The organism is Shewanella sp. 30m-14 (genome assembly GCF_052977125.1).
This window is the reverse complement of sequence record NZ_JBRILW010000007.1, coordinates 18,052-37,602: the sequence shown is the minus strand read 5'-3', so window position 1 is coordinate 37,602 and position 19,551 is coordinate 18,052. Positions and strand designations below refer to the sequence as shown.

22 protein-coding genes are annotated in these 19,551 nt (G+C 43.6%); 6 read left to right on the top strand and 16 right to left on the bottom strand.

Features of this window, described 5'->3' with window-relative positions; all coding sequences use genetic code 11:
• The 8 genes from hscA to trmJ all read right to left on the bottom strand — a co-directional run bounded on the left by hscA (position 1) and on the right by trmJ (position 6,806).
• Positions 1-1,863, bottom strand: coding sequence for a Fe-S protein assembly chaperone HscA (gene hscA, locus ACVBIU_RS07105; RefSeq protein ID WP_447163435.1), 1,863 nt, complete (start codon positions 1,861-1,863; stop codon positions 1-3).
• Positions 1,864-1,933: 70 nt separating this feature from the next.
• On the bottom strand, positions 1,934-2,458 hold the full coding sequence (gene hscB, locus ACVBIU_RS07100; RefSeq protein ID WP_447162113.1) for a co-chaperone HscB: 525 nt from the start codon (positions 2,456-2,458) through the stop codon (positions 1,934-1,936).
• An 18-nt stretch (positions 2,459-2,476) separates the two neighbouring features.
• Complete coding sequence (gene iscA, locus ACVBIU_RS07095) at positions 2,477-2,800, bottom strand: iron-sulfur cluster assembly protein IscA (protein ID WP_447162114.1); 324 nt, start codon at positions 2,798-2,800, stop codon at positions 2,477-2,479.
• Between the two features lie 14 nt (positions 2,801-2,814).
• A complete protein-coding gene (iscU, locus tag ACVBIU_RS07090) occupies positions 2,815-3,198 on the bottom strand; it encodes a Fe-S cluster assembly scaffold IscU (RefSeq protein ID WP_447162115.1) in 384 nt (127 codons plus the stop codon).
• 40 nt (positions 3,199-3,238) lie between these two features.
• Positions 3,239-4,453: an IscS subfamily cysteine desulfurase gene (locus ACVBIU_RS07085; RefSeq protein ID WP_447162116.1), complete on the bottom strand. Its 1,215-nt coding sequence runs from the start codon at positions 4,451-4,453 to the stop codon at positions 3,239-3,241.
• An 82-nt stretch (positions 4,454-4,535) separates the two neighbouring features.
• Complete coding sequence (gene iscR, locus ACVBIU_RS07080) at positions 4,536-4,997, bottom strand: Fe-S cluster assembly transcriptional regulator IscR (RefSeq protein WP_220770735.1); 462 nt, start codon at positions 4,995-4,997, stop codon at positions 4,536-4,538.
• Between the two features lie 195 nt (positions 4,998-5,192).
• Positions 5,193-6,014, bottom strand: coding sequence for a serine O-acetyltransferase (cysE, locus tag ACVBIU_RS07075; RefSeq protein ID WP_447162117.1), 822 nt, complete (start codon positions 6,012-6,014; stop codon positions 5,193-5,195).
• Positions 6,015-6,041: 27 nt separating this feature from the next.
• Complete coding sequence (gene trmJ / locus ACVBIU_RS07070) at positions 6,042-6,806, bottom strand: tRNA (cytosine(32)/uridine(32)-2'-O)-methyltransferase TrmJ (protein ID WP_447162118.1); 765 nt, start codon at positions 6,804-6,806, stop codon at positions 6,042-6,044.
• A gap of 156 nt (positions 6,807-6,962) precedes the next feature.
• On the opposite strand from trmJ, the gene suhB reads away from it, so the two are divergent.
• The 3 genes from suhB (at position 6,963) to ACVBIU_RS07055 (ending at position 9,037) form a co-directional block, all read left to right on the top strand.
• On the top strand, positions 6,963-7,763 hold the full coding sequence (gene suhB, locus ACVBIU_RS07065) for an inositol-1-monophosphatase (RefSeq protein WP_447162119.1): 801 nt from the start codon (positions 6,963-6,965) through the stop codon (positions 7,761-7,763).
• Positions 7,764-8,078: 315 nt separating this feature from the next.
• Positions 8,079-8,486 carry a phosphate-starvation-inducible protein PsiE gene (locus tag ACVBIU_RS07060; RefSeq protein WP_447162462.1) on the top strand — a complete coding sequence of 136 codons (408 nt, stop codon included), beginning with the start codon at positions 8,079-8,081 and terminating at the stop codon, positions 8,484-8,486.
• Positions 8,487-8,740: 254 nt separating this feature from the next.
• On the top strand, positions 8,741-9,037 hold the full coding sequence (locus tag ACVBIU_RS07055; protein ID WP_447163436.1) for a PilZ domain-containing protein: 297 nt from the start codon (positions 8,741-8,743) through the stop codon (positions 9,035-9,037).
• Positions 9,038-9,173: 136 nt separating this feature from the next.
• Here the strand turns inward: ACVBIU_RS07055 and ACVBIU_RS07050 are convergent, their stop codons facing one another.
• Positions 9,174-9,416, bottom strand: coding sequence for a YecH family metal-binding protein (locus tag ACVBIU_RS07050; RefSeq protein WP_447162464.1), 243 nt, complete (start codon positions 9,414-9,416; stop codon positions 9,174-9,176).
• Between the two features lie 240 nt (positions 9,417-9,656).
• On the opposite strand from ACVBIU_RS07050, the gene ACVBIU_RS07045 reads away from it, so the two are divergent.
• The 3 genes from ACVBIU_RS07045 (at position 9,657) to ACVBIU_RS07035 (ending at position 13,651) form a co-directional block, all read left to right on the top strand.
• A complete protein-coding gene (locus ACVBIU_RS07045; RefSeq protein ID WP_447163437.1) occupies positions 9,657-11,330 on the top strand; it encodes a LytS/YhcK type 5TM receptor domain-containing protein in 1,674 nt (557 codons plus the stop codon).
• Between the two features lie 3 nt (positions 11,331-11,333).
• A complete protein-coding gene (gene btsR, locus ACVBIU_RS07040) occupies positions 11,334-12,044 on the top strand; it encodes a two-component system response regulator BtsR (RefSeq protein WP_447162466.1) in 711 nt (236 codons plus the stop codon).
• A 167-nt stretch (positions 12,045-12,211) separates the two neighbouring features.
• Complete coding sequence (locus ACVBIU_RS07035) at positions 12,212-13,651, top strand: carbon starvation CstA family protein (protein WP_447162467.1); 1,440 nt, start codon at positions 12,212-12,214, stop codon at positions 13,649-13,651.
• A gap of 105 nt (positions 13,652-13,756) precedes the next feature.
• Here ACVBIU_RS07035 and ACVBIU_RS07030 read toward each other — a convergent pair whose 3' ends face one another.
• The 7 genes from ACVBIU_RS07030 to yajC all read right to left on the bottom strand — a co-directional run bounded on the left by ACVBIU_RS07030 (position 13,757) and on the right by yajC (position 19,533).
• Entirely contained in the window at positions 13,757-14,302 is a 546-nt protein-coding gene (locus tag ACVBIU_RS07030; protein ID WP_447163438.1) for a YaeQ family protein, read from the bottom strand.
• Between the two features lie 159 nt (positions 14,303-14,461).
• Complete coding sequence (locus tag ACVBIU_RS07025) at positions 14,462-15,373, bottom strand: precorrin-2 dehydrogenase/sirohydrochlorin ferrochelatase family protein (protein ID WP_447163439.1); 912 nt, start codon at positions 15,371-15,373, stop codon at positions 14,462-14,464.
• A gap of 51 nt (positions 15,374-15,424) precedes the next feature.
• Positions 15,425-15,784: a rhodanese-like domain-containing protein gene (locus tag ACVBIU_RS07020; RefSeq protein ID WP_447162470.1), complete on the bottom strand. Its 360-nt coding sequence runs from the start codon at positions 15,782-15,784 to the stop codon at positions 15,425-15,427.
• Positions 15,784-16,101: a putative signal transducing protein gene (locus tag ACVBIU_RS07015; protein WP_447162471.1), complete on the bottom strand. Its 318-nt coding sequence runs from the start codon at positions 16,099-16,101 to the stop codon at positions 15,784-15,786. Before ACVBIU_RS07015 ends, ACVBIU_RS07020 begins: the two co-directional genes overlap by 1 nt.
• Positions 16,102-16,371: 270 nt before the next feature.
• Positions 16,372-17,319: a protein translocase subunit SecF gene (secF, locus tag ACVBIU_RS07010; RefSeq protein ID WP_447162472.1), complete on the bottom strand. Its 948-nt coding sequence runs from the start codon at positions 17,317-17,319 to the stop codon at positions 16,372-16,374.
• A 13-nt stretch (positions 17,320-17,332) separates the two neighbouring features.
• On the bottom strand, positions 17,333-19,183 hold the full coding sequence (gene secD / locus ACVBIU_RS07005; RefSeq protein WP_447162473.1) for a protein translocase subunit SecD: 1,851 nt from the start codon (positions 19,181-19,183) through the stop codon (positions 17,333-17,335).
• Between the two features lie 17 nt (positions 19,184-19,200).
• Complete coding sequence (gene yajC / locus ACVBIU_RS07000; RefSeq protein WP_012154722.1) at positions 19,201-19,533, bottom strand: preprotein translocase subunit YajC; 333 nt, start codon at positions 19,531-19,533, stop codon at positions 19,201-19,203.
• Positions 19,534-19,551 lie beyond the last annotated feature (18 nt).

Genomic DNA, 19,551 nt, shown 5'->3' with positions numbered 1-19,551 from the left:
CTATATATTGTCAACCGACTGCCCTTTTAGAGCGAGTCGTATTGAATTATCCATACGCTTAGCAGCAAAGTCCTGCGTCGCTGTATCTAGTGTTTCGATAGCGGCTTCTATCGCGTCAGCATCGCCTTCGCTAGCTACCTGAGCCAACAAGGCCATATTGGCTTGAATCACTTCACGTTCATCTGTAGTCAATAAGTCGCTGTCTTTATTTAGAGCTGAACTCAATGACTCAAGAACGCGAGCCGCTTCTACTTGTTTTTCAGCCAGCATGCGACGTGTAATGTCATCTTTGGCGTTTGCCATTGAGTCTTTTAGCATGCTGCCAATTTCTTGATCACTTAGGCCAAATGATGGCTTAACTTGTATCGTGGTTTTTACACCCGTTGATTTTTCCATAGCCGTCACGCTAAGTAAGCCGTCGGCATCAACTTGAAAGGTCACCCGAATATGCGCAGCACCTGCAGCAAGAGGTGGAATACCTTTAAGGGTAAATCTAGCAAGTGAACGGCAATCTGCCACTAACTCTCGCTCCCCTTGTACCACGTGGAATGCCATCGCCGTTTGACCGTCTTTAAACGTTGTAAACTCTTGTGCTCGAGCGACCGGAATAGTGGTATTACGTGAAACCACCTTTTCCACTAATCCGCCCATGGTTTCGATACCCAGTGATAACGGAATAACATCGAGCAGTAATAGGTCTGATTCAGGCTTATTACCGACCAAAATATCAGCTTGAATAGCTGCGCCAATCGCAACGACGCGGTCGGGATCAATAGAGGTTAACGGCGTTTTCCCCATAAAGCTTGCAACTTCGTTGCGCACCAAAGGTACGCGAGTAGAGCCACCAACCATCACAGTTTCCAGCACTTCATCGCTGCTGACGCCAGCATCACGTAGTGCACGGCGACAGCTGCTGACGGTTTTCTTAACTAATTGACTAATCAAGCTGTCAAACTGCTCACGAGTAACAGTCAAAGAAAGCCCTTGTCCCTGATCATCAGTCACTGTTGCCTGGGTTGTATCAGACTCTGTTAGCGCCTCTTTAACGCGGCGTGCTTCGATCTGCAGTTTACGGTTTAAGCTTGCGCTAATATCAGATAACTGCCACTGCGCGATAAAGTAAGCCTGCAAAAGATGATCAAAATCATCACCACCCAATGCTGAGTCACCACCCGTTGCCAACACCTCAAATACGCCTTTGTTTAAACGTAAAATTGAGATATCAAATGTACCACCACCGAGATCATAAACCGCAATCACCCCCTCTTGACCACTGTCTAAGCCGTAAGCAATTGCTGCCGCGGTAGGCTCATTCAACAGACGTAATACTTTAACGCCTGTGAGCGATGCAGCATCTTTAGTACCTTGGCGCTGCGCATCATCAAAATATGCAGGAACAGTGATCACCACGCCTTCTAGGGTACCACCAAGTGTCGACTCTGCACGCGCAACCAGCGGCTTTAAAATCTCTGCAGAGACTTGGACAGGATTAACTTTACCTTGAGGGGTCACAAAAATCGGTAAGCCGTTATCGCTTGCTTCAAAAGAATAAGCAAATGATTGCTCGCCCGATTGAATATCGTCGAGACTACGTCCCATAAAACGTTTTACTGACACTATGGTATTTTGCGGATCTTGAGCTGAAAAAGCTTCAGCTTCGCGCCCTACCATCACAGCCTCTTGGGTATAACGGACGACAGAAGGCAATGAATGCTGTGAATCTTCGTCTGGTAACGTATTCGCCACGCCGCTACGTACCGCAGCAACAAGTGAGTTAGTGGTGCCTAAATCTATTCCAACAGCGAGACGATGTTGGTGGGGAGCAGCGCTCTGTCCAGGCTCTGCTATCTGCAAAAGTGCCATATATATCCAACTTAAAAAAATGTTGGCTCAACAACTTGAGCCAACAATATTATAAAATTAACCCAGCTGACTAATCTAAGAACGCGTCTTCAATTCTGGTCAACTCGTCTTGTAATTTTGCCATAAACTTGAGTTTACGAATTTGATCTGCTGCCTGCAAATGGTCAGCTTCAAGATCACTCACCAGCATCACTTTTAGGTCTGCTGTGATCTGTTTCGCGTATTGCTCAAAAGAGTCGTAAAGCGCGGCGATCTCGTCATCTGGATTATTACTATGGCTAATGTCTTCAAGTGATTCTCGCCACTCCATCTGTTGCATTAAAAATTGGGTATCTTTTAATGTTGTAGACTCGTGACTTAACTCTAGCCCTTTCAATGCAAGCAAGTGCTCAGCTCTTTGAATGGGGTTCTTGAGTGTTTGAAAAGCATCATTGATTTGCGCTGTGCGCTGCACAGAAAGACGTTTATCTTGCTCACTTGCGTTAGCAAATTTGTCGGGATGAACCGCCCTTTGCAGATCGCGATAGCGTTCTGCAAGTAAGGCGGTGTCGACATCATAGGAAGGAAGTAAACTAAACAGCTCGAAATAATTCATAGTTTAACTTTTAATAGCTTATACGGTAAAACTCTCACCGCAGCCACATTCACCTTTCGCATTAGGGTTATTAAATTGGAAACCTTCGTTTAGACCTTCTTTAACAAAGTCCAACTCAATCCCTTGAAGATAGATAAAGCTTTTGGCATCGATGATGATTTTCACACCATCGATATCATAGAGCTCATCGTCGTCATTCAGGTCATCAACAAACTCCAGTACATAAGCCATACCAGAACAACCTGATGTCTTAAGCCCTAGACGTAAGCCTAAACCTTTGCCACGGCTGGTTAAAAAACTTCTAACACGTTCAGCCGCAGCGGGAGTGATACTAATTGCCATCTTAACTCCAGGTATTACTTAGATTGCTTTGTTTTGTACTCATCTAGAGCGGCTTTAATCGCATCTTCAGCCAAAATAGAACAATGGATTTTGACTGGTGGTAAAGCAAGCTCTTCTGCAATATCAGTATTCTTAATCGCTAACGCTTCATCAACGGTTTTGCCTTTTACCCACTCTGTTACTAGTGAGCTAGAAGCGATCGCGCTGCCGCAACCGTAAGTTTTGAACTTAGCGTCTTCGATAATACCGTTGTCGTCGATGCGCAGTTGCAGCTTCATTACGTCACCACAAGCTGGTGCACCGACCATTCCGGTCACAACTGAAGGGTCGTTTTTATCAAATGAGCCAACGTTACGCGGGTTTTCATAATGATCGATTACTTTTTCGCTATAAGCCATGATACTACTCCAATTTATCTATTCGTGAATTAAGTTAAGGTTAGTGATGTGCCCACTGGACTGAGTCCAGATCGATACCGTCTTTGAACATTTCCCAAAGCGGCGACATTTCCCTTAAATTACCAATAGATTCTTTAATCGTTTCTATTGCATGGTCGATTTCTTCATCAGTTGTAAAACGCCCGATTGAGAATCGAATTGAGCTATGAGCCATTTCATCATTAAGTCCTAGAGCACGTAGAACATAGCTTGGCTCTAAGCTTGCAGAAGTACAGGCTGATCCAGACGATACAGCTAAATCTTTTAGCGCCATCATCAATGATTCACCTTCAACGAAGTTGAAACTCACATTTAGGCTACCGCAATATCTGTTTTCCATATCACCATTGATATAGGTTTCTTCAATATGATTGATACCATTCCATAGTTTGTCACGTAAGCGACGAATACGCTGGTTATCCACATCCATATCGGCTTTAGCAACGGCTGCTGCTTCACCCATACCCACAATTTGATGAGTCGCAAGTGTACCACTACGCATACCACGCTCATGTCCACCACCATGCATAGCCGCTTCTAGGCGAATACGAGGTTTACGGCTGACATAAAGTGCGCCAATACCTTTAGGTCCATACATCTTATGGCCAGAAATTGATAGCAAGTCAACTTTAGTCTTTTGCACATCAATCGGCATTTTGCCTGCGCTTTGTGCTGCATCAACATGGAATACGATTTTACGTGAACGACATAGCTCACCAATTGCGTCGATGTCTTGAATGACACCGATTTCGTTGTTCACTTGCATGATGCTCACTAAAATAGTGTCTTCACGCATTGCAGCTTCAATCATAGCAACCGGAATTAGGCCGCTTGGCTCTGGCTGAAGGTAAGTCACTTCGTAACCTTCACGCTCAAGCTGACGACAAGTATCTAACACGGCTTTGTGTTCAGTCTTGCTGGTGATGATGTGTTTACCCTTCTTATGATAGAAGTGAGCAACACCTTTAATTGCTAGGTTGTCAGACTCAGTCGCACCTGAAGTAAACACGATTTCACGTGGATCAGCGTTAATCAAATCAGCGACTTGGTTACGAGCAATATCAACAGCCTCTTCAGCTTGCCAACCGTAACGGTGAGAACGAGACGCTGGATTACCGAAAATGCCGTCCATTGTCAGGCACTGCATCATTTTCTCTGCAACGCGAGGGTCAACTGGCGTCGTCGCAGCATAATCTAAATAAATAGGTAGCTTCATCACACACTCCGTACTTTGTAGCCTCGAGTAGAGACCACTTACAACGTACAAAAAATAATTTTTATATTCATAACAAAGACGGCTAAATGCTTAGTCTTTGCTCCTGCTGCAATTTATCTTGTTTAACGGAGATAAACTGCACATCTCTTTTATGCATCAATCCTGCTAACGATATGCCATTTAAGAAATCAGAGATCTGATTGCTTAAATCTCCCCAAAGCGAATGGGTTAAACATCGGGTTCCACTCTGGCAATTACCTTGACCTTGGCAGCGCGTTGCATCGACGGACTCATCAACCGCACGTACAACCATTCCAACGGAAATGTCGCAAGCATCTGTACCTAGGCGATATCCACCACCAGGTCCACGGACACTAGAAACCAAACCATTTTTTCTGAGTTTTGCAAAGAGTTGTTCGAGGTAAGATAGAGAGATCCCTTGACGCTCGGAAATATCGGCCAATGGCACAGGACCATTAGTTGAATGCATGGCAACGTCTAACATTGCAGTTACTGCGTACCGACCTTTCGATGTAAGTTTCATGCTACTACGTCTCCCAAAAAAGCATAGACTAATTTCAACATACCTGACTGTTTTAGTCAAGTATAAAGCCTAGCAATTTGGTCAAGTATTAATAGGATCATGACAGGAACTAAATACCCCGTCATTTTGCTGGGGTATTTAACCTGTTTATTAGGCAAGATTCAATGACATTTAAGATTTTAAACGCACATTATTCTAGATAATGGGATCAAACTCATCTAAAGACTTCTGACGCTTCTGCGCTGCCGCAATTTCTGCATCATTAAAATCTTCCACATCAAGCTCTGGTAATTTTTCAGTACAGACGCTTCCGCCCAAAGTTTGTACAGCCTGGCAGACTTCTTGAACTTTAGAGTCCATCAAATGCATATGATCTAACATTTGACCAATAGCATTAGCAACCGGATCAGGATTATCTGGCGATACCGCGTAGGCATCGAAACCATACTTTTTAGCCATTTCAGTGCGGCGCTGGGATGTCTCTTTAGACTGAGCGGATGGCGACGCAACGACGCGGCCAGGAATTCCCACCACTGTGGTATCAGCAGGAACATCTTTAACCACTACAGAATTGGAACCAACGCGTGCGCCGTCATTCATAGTGATAGGTCCTAAGACCTTAGCCCCCGCACCGATCACCACATTATTACCTAAAGTTGGGTGGCGCTTACCTGATTGCCAAGTTGTACCACCTAACGTTACCCCATGGTATAGCGTACAGTCGTTGCCAATATTAGCCGTTTCACCAATCACAACTCCCATACCATGATCAATAAAGAAGCGATCACCAATGGTCGCTCCAGGGTGTATTTCTACACCCGTTAACCATCGAGAGAAAGTGGATAAACATCGCGCCGAAAGTCGCCAATTTCTGACCCAGAGTTTATGGCTCACCCTGTGGATCCAAATTGCCTGCATTCCCGGGTAATTGAATAAAATTTCAATCGTCCCGTTTGCTGCAGGATCTCTATGGTAAATAGAGGCTATGTCGTCTTTCAATCTTGCGATAACACCCATTTAGCTACTTCCTTTGCTTAACGCTGTTTACTTATCTTTGGTCTCATTTTTGGCAACGACTTTATCAATCGAGGTCAATATCCCGCGCAAGATGTTCATCTCTTGACGCTCAATACGCGTACGGCTAAATAAACGACGTAACTTCATCATTACATGGCCAGGATGGTTTTTAACAATAAAGTTAGTGGCTAGTAATGTATTTTCTAAGTGCTCATAGAAGTTTTCACGCTCTTTTGATGATGGAAAATCAACTAGAGTGTCCTCACTATCAACAGTTTGAACAGGCTCTGCGCTACTTTGCACTTGCGCAAGATGGGCTACCCGTGCCTCATAACAGATAATCTGCACTGCTTGTGCCAGATTCAATGAGGTGTATTCTGGGTTAGCAGGAATAGCAACATGATAATCACAGCGCTGTAGCTCTTCATTCGTTAGGCCGTTATTTTCACGTCCAAATACGATAGCTACAGGGCCGGTTAATGCTGAGCCGACTAATTTCTCACCCGCTTCACGTGGCTCAAGCATCGGCCAGTCTAAGGTACGGCTGCGAGCACTTGTTGCAATCACTAAGCTACAATCTGCAATGGCTTCTTCTACTGAGCCTACGGTAATCGCATGCTTTAGAATATCCGATGCACCAGCCGCTAACGCGATCGAATGACCATCTGGCTCAACCTTTGGCTCAGCAAGATATAAAGTGGATAACCCCATGGTTTTCATAGCACGGGCTGTAGAACCTATATTCCCTGGGTGGGAAGTACCGACAAGAACGACGCGAATATTGCTGAGCATGAAACTACTTATTTTTCTGAGAGAACACGTGAAAGAATGTTACCACAAGCGACTCATTTTGCTTATACAAAAATCAGCATTTGATATAACCGTCAAATCGGGTATAATCCGCCTCCGATAATTTATATCCGTTCTTTTACATCCAGGGGATTTGCAATGCTTCCAATGCATACCATTGCTGTGCGCGCTGCTCGCGCTGCCGGCCAAACTATTGTCCGCGCCTATGCGGAACTAGACCGTATAGAAGTCACCTCGAAAGGTGTTAACGACTACGTAACTAACGTAGACAAGGAAGCTGAAGCTGCAATCACGTATCAGATCCGCAAAGCTTACCCAGACCACACTATTATTGGTGAAGAGACTGGTGAGAACAAAGGAACTAATAAAGATTACGTATGGATTGTTGACCCTCTGGATGGCACTAATAACTTCGTAAGAGGTATTCCTCACTTTGCTGTATCTATCGCGATGCAGTTTAAAGGTAAAACCGAAGTCGCTGTTGTTTACGATCCTATTCGTGACGAGTTGTTCTCTGCTGTTCGTGGTAAATTCGCTAAACTTAACGATTTCCGCATCCGTGTTAAGAACAATGAATTAAGCGAAACTATTATTGGTACTGGTTTCCCATTCAAAGCTAAGCAACACACTGAAACTTACATGAAGCTGTTTGCAGCTGTATTTGCTCAGTCTGCTGACCTACGTCGTGGCGGTTCTGCAGCACTTGATCTTGCATACCTTGCTGCTGGCCGTTTAGATGGTTTCTTTGAAATTGGTCTTAAGCCATGGGATATCGCTGCTGGCGATCTAATCGTACGTGAAGCTGGCGGTACTGTTACTGACTTTACTGGTAACCACAACTACCTAGTGTCAGGTAACATTGTTGCTGGTACTCCAAAGACGACCACTGCACTTGTTAAGACATTCCGCCCACTATTGAGCGAAGCACTTAAGCGTTAATTCATCTTAAGTTGATAATAAAAACCGTCTTTTTTAAGGCGGTTTTTTTATGCCCATTTTTCGCCGCGAATTAAAGCGTCTGCAGGCTATTTCCCAAACACTATAACAACAACGACATGTGTACCCATTTTGCTGCTATGTTTACTAAATAGCTTCGTTAATATAGCAGTTGTTATGAAGTTGACAGCAGCCTGTGACTGAGTGGGAAGAACCAATAAGTTTTTCAAACGCAATTGTGAATGACGTCACATTGATAATGTCACATTTCTTTGATTTGCTGATACCCTTTATCAAACGACTGCATTAGGGAGCATCATGGATAAAATGTATCGAAAATATGGCATTACAAGCATCAAAGCCATTGAACATCTCGTATTAATCATTATCGCAATCGCCACCGTTGTGGCAATTGGCCAAGAAATTAAACACATCTTTGAGGTTGGTGCCGTAGCACTTGCCGACCTATTATTGTTGTTTATTTATCTCGAAGTATTGGCAATGGTGTCGCATTACGCTGAATCAGGTAAATTGCCCATCCGTATGCCATTGTATATTGCCATTGTTGCACTAGCCCGTTATCTAATCTTAGATATGAAGGCCATGGATGATTGGAGAATTGTGGGTATTGCCGTCGCCACATTAATACTTGCCGCAACGGTTATCATTATTCGATGGGGCCAGCTCAAATTGCCCTACCCACGTCGTAAAGAAGACGACTTATAATACACATGCCCGAAGCCACGCTTCGGGTATTCTTTCATCAAATGACTCGTTAACGTAACATTTAATCAGCAGTCAACGCTAATAGTACCTATCAGTATAAAAACACCCAACAACCGCTGCGGTTATCTTTTTAATCGCCGTCTATCTTGTATAGCATCCCCCTTTGTCTCACAGCATCTTAGTAATAATCACTTTAATTATCTCATTGTCCCCTTTAAGATGAGGCATAACTACGCGGTAAAGGATGAGCAGAAATGGAAAGCTATCGGGAAGAGAGACGCAACTCTGCACGGGTTGATATGGAAAACGAAAAAGTCGTTATTACACTGCAGAGCGACGTTACCGTTGTAACTAAGCCGTCCGAGGCAATTTGCATCGATTTATCTCGAAAAGGTGCCCTACTTCAATGCCAGCAAGCGATGCCTACTGGTACATTAATCGCTATTACTTTTAATAACGATAAAGACAATGAAAATACCATTAAGGGTCAAGTATGCCGTTGTCAGCCTTTAGATAATGGCCATTTTCACGTTGCTTTGCAGTTATTTTAGTTCTATGGGTTGAAGAGTGCGCGCGGTGAAAGCAAAGAGCAAACCATTGTGACCGCACTCGAATAATCGGTATTACATACTAAAAAGCCTGCATAAGCAGGCTTTTTAGTATGTAATGTCTATTCAAAGCATAGAGCTAGTGATTACAAATCCTATCAGCAGCTGTTTCTATACCGTTTTCAGAATGAATAAACTTGCCCTTCTTCTCAAGAAAAGCAATTAATTCATCAGCATTCATCTCTTGAGCCGAGCATGTATGATAATGAACCTGCTCACCAAACTCTTTGTGCATAAGTGCTTTAAGCGCTTCTTTCGTTAATGATTGACCGTGAGCAAGCATTAGCTCCATTACTTGGTGACCATGAATAGATCCTGACATATTGCCTCTACATTAAGATGTATATATTAAGCACTTTATACGCTATCTGAGATAACAAAACTTTGACCTACTTTGCACTCACGCCATTACAACTAAATTTTTGTAGGAAAATAGGCTTAGTGCACATTATATTGAGTATTTGATTTTGCATAAACCGCGTAAACTAGCCCGCGGCAGGGACATCAATAATAACCCAGCCTCTGTAGCTAAAATCACATTACTATTTAAAGTGAGTCTTTCATGTCGCTAATTTTGTTACTTACACAACAGATGAGCCTGTATATGGTTATTGTCTACCTTGTGAGTAAAACGCCCTTATTTAAAGTCTTCACCGAAGCGGCGACTCGTTTACCTCACAAAGTCTATATCTACTTCATTTTCTCAGGCTTTTGCATCATGGCTACCTACTTTGGTGAGCAAACTAATGATGCTATTGCTAATACCCGAGCGATGGGTGCCGTGTTGGGTGGCTTACTCGGTGGGCCAGTAACAGGCTTTCTCGTTGGCCTCACTGGCGGCTTACACCGTTACAGTATGGGCGGTTTTACCGACTTAGCATGTGCCATATCAACTACACTAGAGGGTTTATCCGCGGGACTTTTTAGCTATTATTTACGCAAGATAGGCCATCAAGAATTAATCTACTCTCCATTAATGGTGTGCATCATTACGTTTGCCGCTGAAGTAATGCAGATGTTGGTTATTTTATCGGTAGCAAAGCCATTTGGTGATGCATGGATACTGGTTGAACAAATTGCACTGCCAATGTTACTTATCAATTCAATTGGCGCGGCATTATTTATGAGTATTATCCGCGATCAAAAAGCCATGTATGACAAGATGTCATCGGTTTTTTCAACTCAATCTCTGCGCATTGCAGAACGAAGCGTAGGTATTCTATCGACTGGCTTTAATGAAGAAACCAGTAAACAAGTCGCACAGATAGTAAAACAGGAAACACAAGTTGGTGCAGTGGCGATTACCGATACCGATAAATTGCTAGCTTTTATCGGCATAGGCGATGACCATCATATCGCTGGCACCCCCATCTCTTCAAAAATGACTCAAGATGCCATTGAGCAAGACAGAGTTATGTTTGCAGATGGCGTCAACATGCCCTATTCATGTTCTATTTCCGGCAACTGCCAACTAGGTTCCTGCTTGGTGATCCCACTAAGATCTGATGCTAAAGTTATCGGCACGATCAAACTTTATGAGCCCAAGAAGAAGCTATTTTTAAATATCAACCGAACCCTAGGCGAAGGCTTAGGACGACTATTATCAAACCAGATCCTTTATGGGCGCTTTGCTGCGCAGCAAAACCTATTAGTTCAGTCGGAACTGAAACTCTTACAAGCACAAGTTAATCCGCACTTTTTATTCAATGCATTAAACACCATCGCAGCCATCATTCGCCGCGATCCCGCTACGGCGCGCCAATTGATCCAAAATCTATCTCAGTTTTTACGGATCAATCTAAAGCGGACTACTGGGCTAATTAGTATCGCCGATGAACTTGAGCACATCGATTCGTACTTAACCATTGAGAAAGCGCGTTTTATCGATAAGCTGACAGTTAACATCGATATTCCAGAGCCTTTGCTCCATCACAAGCTCCCAGCTTTTACCCTACAGCCCATTATTGAGAATGCGGTAAAACATGGCACTTCAAACATGCTGGAGCCGGGTGTGATCACTGTAACAGGTGAGCGATTAGCTGATGACACCATCCTACTGTCAGTCACAGATAATGCAGGGCTTTATCAGCCAAAAACCAATAGCGAAGGTTTAGGCATGAATATTGTCGATAAACGTATTCAAAATATGTTTGGCGCACAGTTTGGTATTAACGCTCAGTTTGAGCCCAATAAATTCACAACTATCAGTATTCATCTACCGATAATAGGAGCATAAACCATGATTAGCTGCATCATAGTCGACGATGAACCCTATGCCAGAGATGAGCTGGCGATACTCCTTGAGAATGAACCAGACTTTGAAATATTAGCTCAATGTAGTAACGCCGTAGAGGCGATACAAGCCATAACCAAATTAAAGCCACAGCTGGTCTTCTTAGATATTCAAATGCCTAAAATATCTGGGCTTGAACTCGCAGCGATGCTCGACCCCGATGATCTTCCTAGAATCGTATTTGTAACGGCTTTTGATGAATATGCCATCACAGCCTTCGAAAAGCAGGCCTTTGATTACTTGTTAAAGCCGATTGATGATACTCGCTTTATTAATACCTTGGCACGATTACGTAAAGATCTGACACCAAAACAACTGAGCCCAATTGCCAGTGAGAAACTTGAGCATATTCCTTGTTTTTGCGGTAACAAATTAAAGGTCGTTGCAACAGATTCTGTGCAGTATATTTACAGCGATATGAGCGGAGTCCATGTTGCGACAGCCAATGAGCTTGTTCATACCCATATGACATTAAGAGTGTTAGCCGAAAAAACCTCATTACTCTACTGCCACAGACAGTATTTAATTGCCCCATCAGCCATTGCTGAAATCGAAATCCAAGAAGCTGGCGCTGAAGTCACTACACGCTCAGGCGCCAAAGTTCCTGTATCAAGGCGCTATTTAAAGCAGCTAAAACAACTATTTGGTTTTCAATAGGCCTTGAGATAAATAGCACTTCCGTACAATAGAGATAAAAAGTTCAACCGCTAAGGTCAGCATATTACCGCTAACCTTAGCTATTTGACCGCTTAGCCATTTGCCACTTTCTGAAGTCATAAATATGTTTACACTCCGAGCCATTCTACGTTGAGCGAGTTAATATTATGACCTGGTTTTTTCTGTGTGTCGGTCTGTTGATCGGTGGCTATTTTATTTATGGTGCATTTGTCGAAAAAGTGTTTGGCATCAATGCAAAGCGTCAAACCCCTGCGTTTACCAAGACTGACGGTGTTGATTATGTGCCTATGTCAAAAGGTAAAGTTTACCTTATTCAGTTACTCAATATTGCAGGTGTAGGCCCAATCTTTGGCCCTATCTTAGGTGCTCTTTATGGCCCCGCGGCAATGCTTTGGATTGTACTCGGTTGTATTTTTGCAGGTGCCGTACACGATTACTTTTCAGGTATGCTATCAGTTCGCAATAATGGTGAGTCAGTACCAAGCCTTGCCGGTAAATACCTAGGTAAAGGTGCTAAGCACTTTATGAACGTGTTTGCGATTATCTTACTACTTTTAGTTGGTGTGGTATTTATCTCAGCGCCTGCGGGACTTTTAGCTAAGCTGACAGGCTGGGATTTGAGCATTTTCGTTGGCATCATCTTCTTCTATTATTTAATCGCAACTATCGTTCCAGTAGACAAGATTATTGGCCGCTTATACCCGTTCTTTGGTGCGCTATTAGTGTTTATGTCTGTCGGCCTGACAATCGCATTAATCGTTTCAAGCGAACACAGCTTATTACCTGGCGTTGAAGTGGGTGACTTCCTAACTAACCTTAACCCGAACGATATGCCATTATGGCCTGCACTGTTTATTACCATCGCTTGTGGCGCTATTTCAGGTTTCCACGCAACGCAGTCACCGCTAATGGCGCGCTGTGTTGAAAACGAATCAAATGGCCGCTTCGTGTTTTTTGGCGCCATGATTGGTGAAGGTATTATCGCGCTGATCTGGTGTGCAATTGCATTATCATTCTTCGGGGGTGTTGAAGGTCTAAACGCTGGCATGGCGGGTAACCCTGCAAACGTGGTTTATGAAGCGTCAACTGGTCTTCTAGGCGCAGTAGGTGGATTCTTAGCAGTATTAGGCGTTATCGTATTACCGATTACCTCTGGTGACACAGCCTTCCGTAGCGCACGTCTGATCTTGGCTGAGTTTTTCAAGATGCCACAAACAGAACTGCCAAAGCGTTTAATGTTTGCTATCCCATTGTTTGCAGCTGGCGCTTTGCTGACTCAAGTCGACTTTGGTGTTATTTGGCGCTACTTCGGTGTAGCAAACCAAGCCACTGCCGTTATGATGTTATGGACAGCTTCAGCTTATCTACTTCGTCATAATAAATTCCACTGGATCTGTACTGCTCCAGCGATATTTATGACCACAGTTGTGATTAGCTTCTTACTAAGCTCGCCAACTCTAGGGGCAGGTCTTCCTATGACTATCTCGACTGTTGCAGGTATTGTATCAACCTTGATCATTGCCGGTTTGATTATTGTAAAAACCAAAGGCAAAGGTGAAATTGAGATTACAGCTGAAGAGGCCTAATCTGAATCGAATTTAAGCTATAGGTATAAAAAGCCAGTCAAGTGACTGGCTTTTTTATACCTATAGCTTGGGGCACTCGATAACACTGAGACAGTATAAGTAAGCTTAATTATGGCCTTTTAGTAATTCAGGCTCAACTAGCACGCTGTTATCGTTATCAGAGATCCAAATTTGACCTTCACAAATATTAAACTGCAAAGACATATTACGCCCAACCAACTGCCCCATCGCTTTAACTGACTCTTCTGGAATATTCCAGACGGTTAAGTTGTCGTAACGCTCAAATGCCACTTCATTTTGTTTCCACCAGATCGGCACGCTACGACCACCATAAGTGATCAGTTGAACTTCTTTAGCGCGGCCGCAAGCTTTACGTAACCATTTTTCATCACTTTGCCCAAACTCAACCCATAGGTTGATTTCACCAGACAAAGACTTATCCCAAAGCTCAGGCTCATCATCAACGCACAGCCCTTTACTAAATGTCAGTGAGTCACTGGCATTCATGGCAAAAGCAAGCAATCTGACCATCATACGCTCATCGGTTTCTGACGGGTGCTGTGCAACAGTTAATTGATGATCTTGATAGTAGCCACGATCCATATCAGCGATTTGGATTGCGATTTTATATACGGTAGCTTTTTTGGCCATTGAAAGTGTTTCACAAAAGGATTTGCGCCAAGTTTACCTTAAATTAGTACTAGCGACACATCATCATGCCACTAATGTTCATTTCCCATTTAAATGGCTAACATAAGAACGCGAACAGTCTCAGCGAGCAAAGTCGGCTGAGACTGTTAGTAAACAAAGTTAAAAACTGCCAGGCTGTAAATACTTAGCGGCAGGAAATTGTTTAGCCAAATGGCGAATTTCATCAATGTCGCCATAAACCAAACATGACTCACCTTTTGTCAATTGCAACGCGATTGATTCATCGTTAAACACATCACTCACACTGGCGTCTCTTCTTAATAACTCATTAAGTTCAAACGGCAGTGCCTGTGTAGAATATGTCACTTCGATTTTTTGTAGATATGGCATGGCGCCAATAGGTAGCAGATGAGCTGGCGTACTGCTATCAATGAGTAATAACTCCCCTACTGTCGACTCCATGGAAAAACTTGTTTCGTAGTGACTTTCGGTTTTCGCATCAAAACGTGACCCATTGCGATTAAAAAACTGTTCCCAAAAAATGCGCCTTTGCTTAAAAACAGGCAACCGGTGTTGCACTTCTTGACGGCGCTCAGCAATAAAGTCAAATAGCGGCGTAATAGAGAGCGGCAGCCAAGACTCTAGCCGCGCCCTTAATTCTCTGGCATACACAGGCGCAGCGCCCGCCGTACTGATGGCGATTTGTAAGCGCCCTCGGTCGACGATTGAGGGGGTAATAAAACGACAAAACTTAGGGTTGTCGACAACATTAGCCCAGATCCCTTGCGCCTTAGCGATTTCAGCAAGGCGTTCGTTGAGCTCAGTATCGGCAGTACAAAGATAAACTAAATCACAGTCTGTAATGTCTGCATCATTAACGGCTCTAAGCGCAAGGCTAATGCGCTTACTCTGTGCATAATTTAACGTATCTTGACAGGCCTCGGTTGCAATGACGTTAATACTTGCTTCAGTTCGAGTCAGTAAATCAAGCTTACGGCTAGCAACGTCGCCAGCACCAACTATCAAAACTTTAAGCGATTGAGTATCGACAAATAGCGGAAAATATTGCATTTATGAGCAGCACCTTTAGATAGTTTACAACTGATTTTTTTTACAACTTAATTAGTCGTGTTCTATCGGCAATTGTCGCTCAAGCCAAGCTTTATAACCACCCGCTAACGATACCACTTTCGAATAACCCATAACTTGAAGGTTGTTCGCGGCTAACGCCGAGCGGTAGCCACCACCACAATATAATACCAGTGGCGTTTGCTTATCGGGAAAACGCGTTTCAATATCTCTCTCGATAATCCCACGCCCTAGATGCTGCGAATTAGGTAACCGCCCTTGTTGCCACTCTGAGTCTTCTCGAACATCAAGTAACACCCAGCCAGCCATCGATTGGTATTGCTCAACGCTCACTTCGGTAATGTGGGGTAAAATACTTTGCACTAAGGCTAAGAATGCCGGATTATGTTTCATTAACTGTATTTCTCACTGCGTTCGGCGCTGCAATTCCAGCAGAGTTCGAAACTTGATTCATTAATTTCATGACAATTGACACATTTCCATGTTGGACATTGTGCATTGAGTGAGGCCATTTGAGCCTTAGCATTTTCATACTGACTCTGTGCAACCCACAGCTCAACATTTTGAATGCCCGTTGGTAATTCGCCAACACCACCCAATAGCGCTTCTCCTTTTAACTCAACTTGTATACCACTCGATTCGAGCATACCTTTCCAAGTATGAGCCTCAAGCAGGTTCCCTGCTGCAACTAAACGTGTTTGCTCTTCCATGTTATTTCCTACAACTATTGCTCTATTTGGCAAATTTAAGGTTAAGACGCTATAAGTGCTATTTATAAAATAGGTTTACATGCTAACGCTAAATCATCAGGCCTGTCGAGCGCTGCTTTTTCGAACAGCAGAAAATACTTAACTAAACGTTATTGCGTGGTTTTTCACGCTACCAATGTCTTATGAAAATCGTACTAAATATGCTATTGGTATTATAAATATGACATAAAAAAAGCCACCTAACTGGTGGCTTCTTCACAGACGTAAAGATTAAGGCATCAATGCGTCTTGATCAGCACCTTCTTTTTCGATTTCAACAGGCATCATGTGTTCACGATTAATGCCTAGCTTGATCGCTAAGAAGCTCGCCACGTAGATTGACGAGAATGTACCGACGAAAATACCCATCAGCAATGCAGTTGCGAAGCCATGGATCATAGTACCGCCTTTAAGAAACAGCGCTACAACCACAACTAATGTTGTACCCGTTGTAATAATGGTACGACTCATTGTTTGAGTGATTGAGATATTAACCACTTCTTCTGGCGTACTTTTACGCAGCTTGAGGAAGTTCTCACGAATACGGTCAAATACCACAATCGTATCGTTCAGAGAGTAACCCACAACCGTTAGCAAGCCCGCTAATACTGTTAAGTCAAATTCCAACTGAAGTATAGAGAACACACCTAAAGTGACAATAACATCGTGCGCAAGTGCCGCTACCGAGCCAAGTGCTAAACGCCACTCGAATCGGAAAGAAACGTAAATAAGAATACATATCAAGGCAACTAAAACCGCTAGGCCGCCCTGTTCTGCAAGCTCTTTACCCACTTGAGGACCTACAAACTCAACGCGCTTTTGAATAACAGAGGGATCCAGTTGAGTCACTGCATCCATTACGTCATTAACTTGATCTTCGCTCTTAAAGTCGTCTTTTACAGGGAGGCGAATAAGTATGTCTCGGCTAGAACCAAAGTTCTGCACCACTGCGCCGCCCACGGCTTCACTAGAAAGATTAGTACGAATCGCATTTAAATCAGCTGGCTTAGAAAACTCAAGCTCAACAACGGTACCACCGGTGAAATCAAGACCCCAGTTAATACCTTTTGTCGCTAAGGTCGCAAGCGAACCTAGCACTAATACAGCAGAGAAAATACTGATAGGAAGTGCATGGCGTAAAAAGTTGACTGTGCCTTTAACATTTAAAATCTGTAACATTATCAACTTCCCCTTAAATAGACAGTTTCTTCACGCGTTTACCACCCCAGATCGCGTTCACAATTGAACGAGTACCCACGATAGAAGTAAACATAGAAGTGGCGATACCGATCATTAGGGTCACCGCGAAGCCTTTCACTGCACCTGTACCCACAGCAAATAAGATAAGTGCTGTCATAAAGGTAGTAATGTTAGCATCAGCAATGGTAGAGAATGCGTTGCCGTATCCTTCATGAATCGCTTGCTGGACGCTACGGCCGTTACGTAGTTCTTCACGAATACGCTCGTAAATAAGTACGTTACCGTCAACCGCCATACCAACGGTTAATACCATACCGGCAATACCAGGCAGTGTTAGCACCGCACCAGGGATCATTGACATAACACCAACGACCATCACTAAGTTAGCCGTCAATGCTAAGTTAGCAATTAAGCCAAAGCCACGGTAGTAAACCAACATGAAGATAAGCACTACTGCCATACCCCAGATCATGGCTTGCATACCATTTTCGATATTTTCCTTACCCAAGCTTGGACCAATTGTACGTTCTTCAACGATATAAACAGGGGCAATAAGTGCACCAGCACGTAGCAATAGCGCTAAGTTCTGTGCTTCTGCATGCTCTAGACCTGTGATAACGAAGTTACGACCAAGACGTGCTTGAATAGTAGCGACCGAAATGACTTCCTCAATCTTCTTCATCTTAACGCTACCATCGGCATTCTTTTCACCGGTATCTTTATACTCGATAAATAGCGTTGCCATCGGCTTACCGATGTTATCTTTGGTCACGTTTGAGAAAATTGAACCGCCTTTAGCATCTAAATTAATAGCAACTTGTGGGCGACTGTACTCGTCAAAGCTTGGTTGTGCACCTTGAATATGATCACCGGTCAACATAACCGCTTTCTTCAATACCACTGGACCGCCGCTGCGGCGCTGATAAAGCTCAGAACCTGCAGGTACTCGGCCGCTCATAGCAGCTTGAACGTCAGCTTTTTCATCAACCATGTGGAATTCAATCGATGCTGTCGCGCTCAAAATCTCTTTTGCACGCGCAGTATCTTGAACACCGGGTAACTCAACAATAATTCGTTCAGCACCTTGACGCTGCACAACAGGTTCAGCTACACCCAACTCATTGACACGGTTACGCAGTGTAGTGATGTTTTGCTGCAGTGCTTCTTCTTTAACTTGCTTTAAATAAGCTTCACTTGGATTTGCAACAAGGACATAGTCATCATTGACAGTCTTGTCTTGGAAGACCATGTCATTGCTGCGAGACTTTAGAAAGCGCTCAGCTTTAGCTAATGTCTCTGCATCGCGGAACTTAATCTCGATGCCTTTGGCGCCATCACGAATACCCGCGTAGCGAATTTTCTCAGCTCGTAAATCAGTTCTGAAGTCTGCAACTTTGGCTTCGGTCATCTTACGAATCGCTTCACCCATATCCACTTCCATTAAAAAGTGAACACCACCGCGCAGATCCAGACCTAGTTTCATAGGCGAACCGCCCATAGCTTCTAACCACTCAGGTGTAGCTGGAGCTAGGTTTAAGGCTACGGTGAACTTGTCGCCTAGTGCATCGCTAATCGCTTCTTTAGCAATTAATTGCTCTTCACCATTATTGACGCGTACTAACAACTGACCATTTTCAAGCTCAGAACGCTTAACAGCGATTCCTTTGCTCTTTAATACATCATTTACTGTCGACATAGTCGACGCTGAGACCTCAGCCCCTCGGGTTGCAACCACTTGAACAGCATGGTCTTCACCGTAAAGGTTTGGGATCGCATAGAATGCACCGATGGCGATAATGACTATCACCATCAGGTTTTTCCACATCGGGTATTTATTCAACACGCCATTGCCCTCTTGGCTTAAAGTGACTTAATAGAGCCTTTTGGCAATACGGCCGCAATATAATCCTTCTTAATCGTGATTTCGCTGGTTTCGTTGATAGTCAACAAAACGTAATCGTTTTCATCACTGATCTTAGCGATCTTACCTAAAATACCACCGCTGGTTAGCACTTCATCACCTTTGCTCAACGAGCTCATTAGGTTCTTGTGCTCTTTAACACGCTTTGACTGTGGACGGAAAATCATGAAGTAAAAAATCAGGCCGAAAATGACCAACATGAAAATCAATTCCATTGTGCCACCAGCGCCGCCAACAGGTGCATCAGCTGCATATGCGTTTGAAATAAACATAGTATTCTCTTCTTATTG

Excerpts from the sequence above, each read along its gene's own strand:
- ACVBIU_RS07030 (WP_447163438.1), bottom strand. The coding sequence starts at position 14,302 with ATGGCCAAAAAAGCTACCGTATATAAAATCGCAATCCAAATCGCTGAT.
- btsR (WP_447162466.1), top strand. The coding sequence starts at position 11,334 with ATGATTAGCTGCATCATAGTCGACGATGAACCCTATGCCAGAGATGAG.
- ACVBIU_RS07035 (WP_447162467.1), top strand. The coding sequence starts at position 12,212 with ATGACCTGGTTTTTTCTGTGTGTCGGTCTGTTGATCGGTGGCTATTTT.
- cysE (WP_447162117.1), bottom strand. The coding sequence starts at position 6,014 with ATGGGTGTTATCGCAAGATTGAAAGACGACATAGCCTCTATTTACCAT.
- yajC (WP_012154722.1), bottom strand. The coding sequence starts at position 19,533 with ATGTTTATTTCAAACGCATATGCAGCTGATGCACCTGTTGGCGGCGCT.
- iscA (WP_447162114.1), bottom strand. The coding sequence starts at position 2,800 with ATGGCAATTAGTATCACTCCCGCTGCGGCTGAACGTGTTAGAAGTTTT.
- ACVBIU_RS07060 (WP_447162462.1), top strand. The coding sequence starts at position 8,079 with ATGGATAAAATGTATCGAAAATATGGCATTACAAGCATCAAAGCCATT.
- ACVBIU_RS07020 (WP_447162470.1), bottom strand. The coding sequence starts at position 15,784 with ATGAAACATAATCCGGCATTCTTAGCCTTAGTGCAAAGTATTTTACCC.
- ACVBIU_RS07085 (WP_447162116.1), bottom strand. The coding sequence starts at position 4,453 with ATGAAGCTACCTATTTATTTAGATTATGCTGCGACGACGCCAGTTGAC.
- hscB (WP_447162113.1), bottom strand. The coding sequence starts at position 2,458 with ATGAATTATTTCGAGCTGTTTAGTTTACTTCCTTCCTATGATGTCGAC.
- ACVBIU_RS07055 (WP_447163436.1), top strand. The coding sequence starts at position 8,741 with ATGGAAAGCTATCGGGAAGAGAGACGCAACTCTGCACGGGTTGATATG.
- iscU (WP_447162115.1), bottom strand. The coding sequence starts at position 3,198 with ATGGCTTATAGCGAAAAAGTAATCGATCATTATGAAAACCCGCGTAAC.
- ACVBIU_RS07050 (WP_447162464.1), bottom strand. The coding sequence starts at position 9,416 with ATGTCAGGATCTATTCATGGTCACCAAGTAATGGAGCTAATGCTTGCT.
- iscR (WP_220770735.1), bottom strand. The coding sequence starts at position 4,997 with ATGAAACTTACATCGAAAGGTCGGTACGCAGTAACTGCAATGTTAGAC.
- ACVBIU_RS07025 (WP_447163439.1), bottom strand. The coding sequence starts at position 15,373 with ATGCAATATTTTCCGCTATTTGTCGATACTCAATCGCTTAAAGTTTTG.
- suhB (WP_447162119.1), top strand. The coding sequence starts at position 6,963 with ATGCTTCCAATGCATACCATTGCTGTGCGCGCTGCTCGCGCTGCCGGC.
- ACVBIU_RS07045 (WP_447163437.1), top strand. The coding sequence starts at position 9,657 with ATGTCGCTAATTTTGTTACTTACACAACAGATGAGCCTGTATATGGTT.
- hscA (WP_447163435.1), bottom strand. The coding sequence starts at position 1,863 with ATGGCACTTTTGCAGATAGCAGAGCCTGGACAGAGCGCTGCTCCCCAC.
- ACVBIU_RS07015 (WP_447162471.1), bottom strand. The coding sequence starts at position 16,101 with ATGGAAGAGCAAACACGTTTAGTTGCAGCAGGGAACCTGCTTGAGGCT.
- trmJ (WP_447162118.1), bottom strand. The coding sequence starts at position 6,806 with ATGCTCAGCAATATTCGCGTCGTTCTTGTCGGTACTTCCCACCCAGGG.
- secF (WP_447162472.1), bottom strand. The coding sequence starts at position 17,319 with ATGTTACAGATTTTAAATGTTAAAGGCACAGTCAACTTTTTACGCCAT.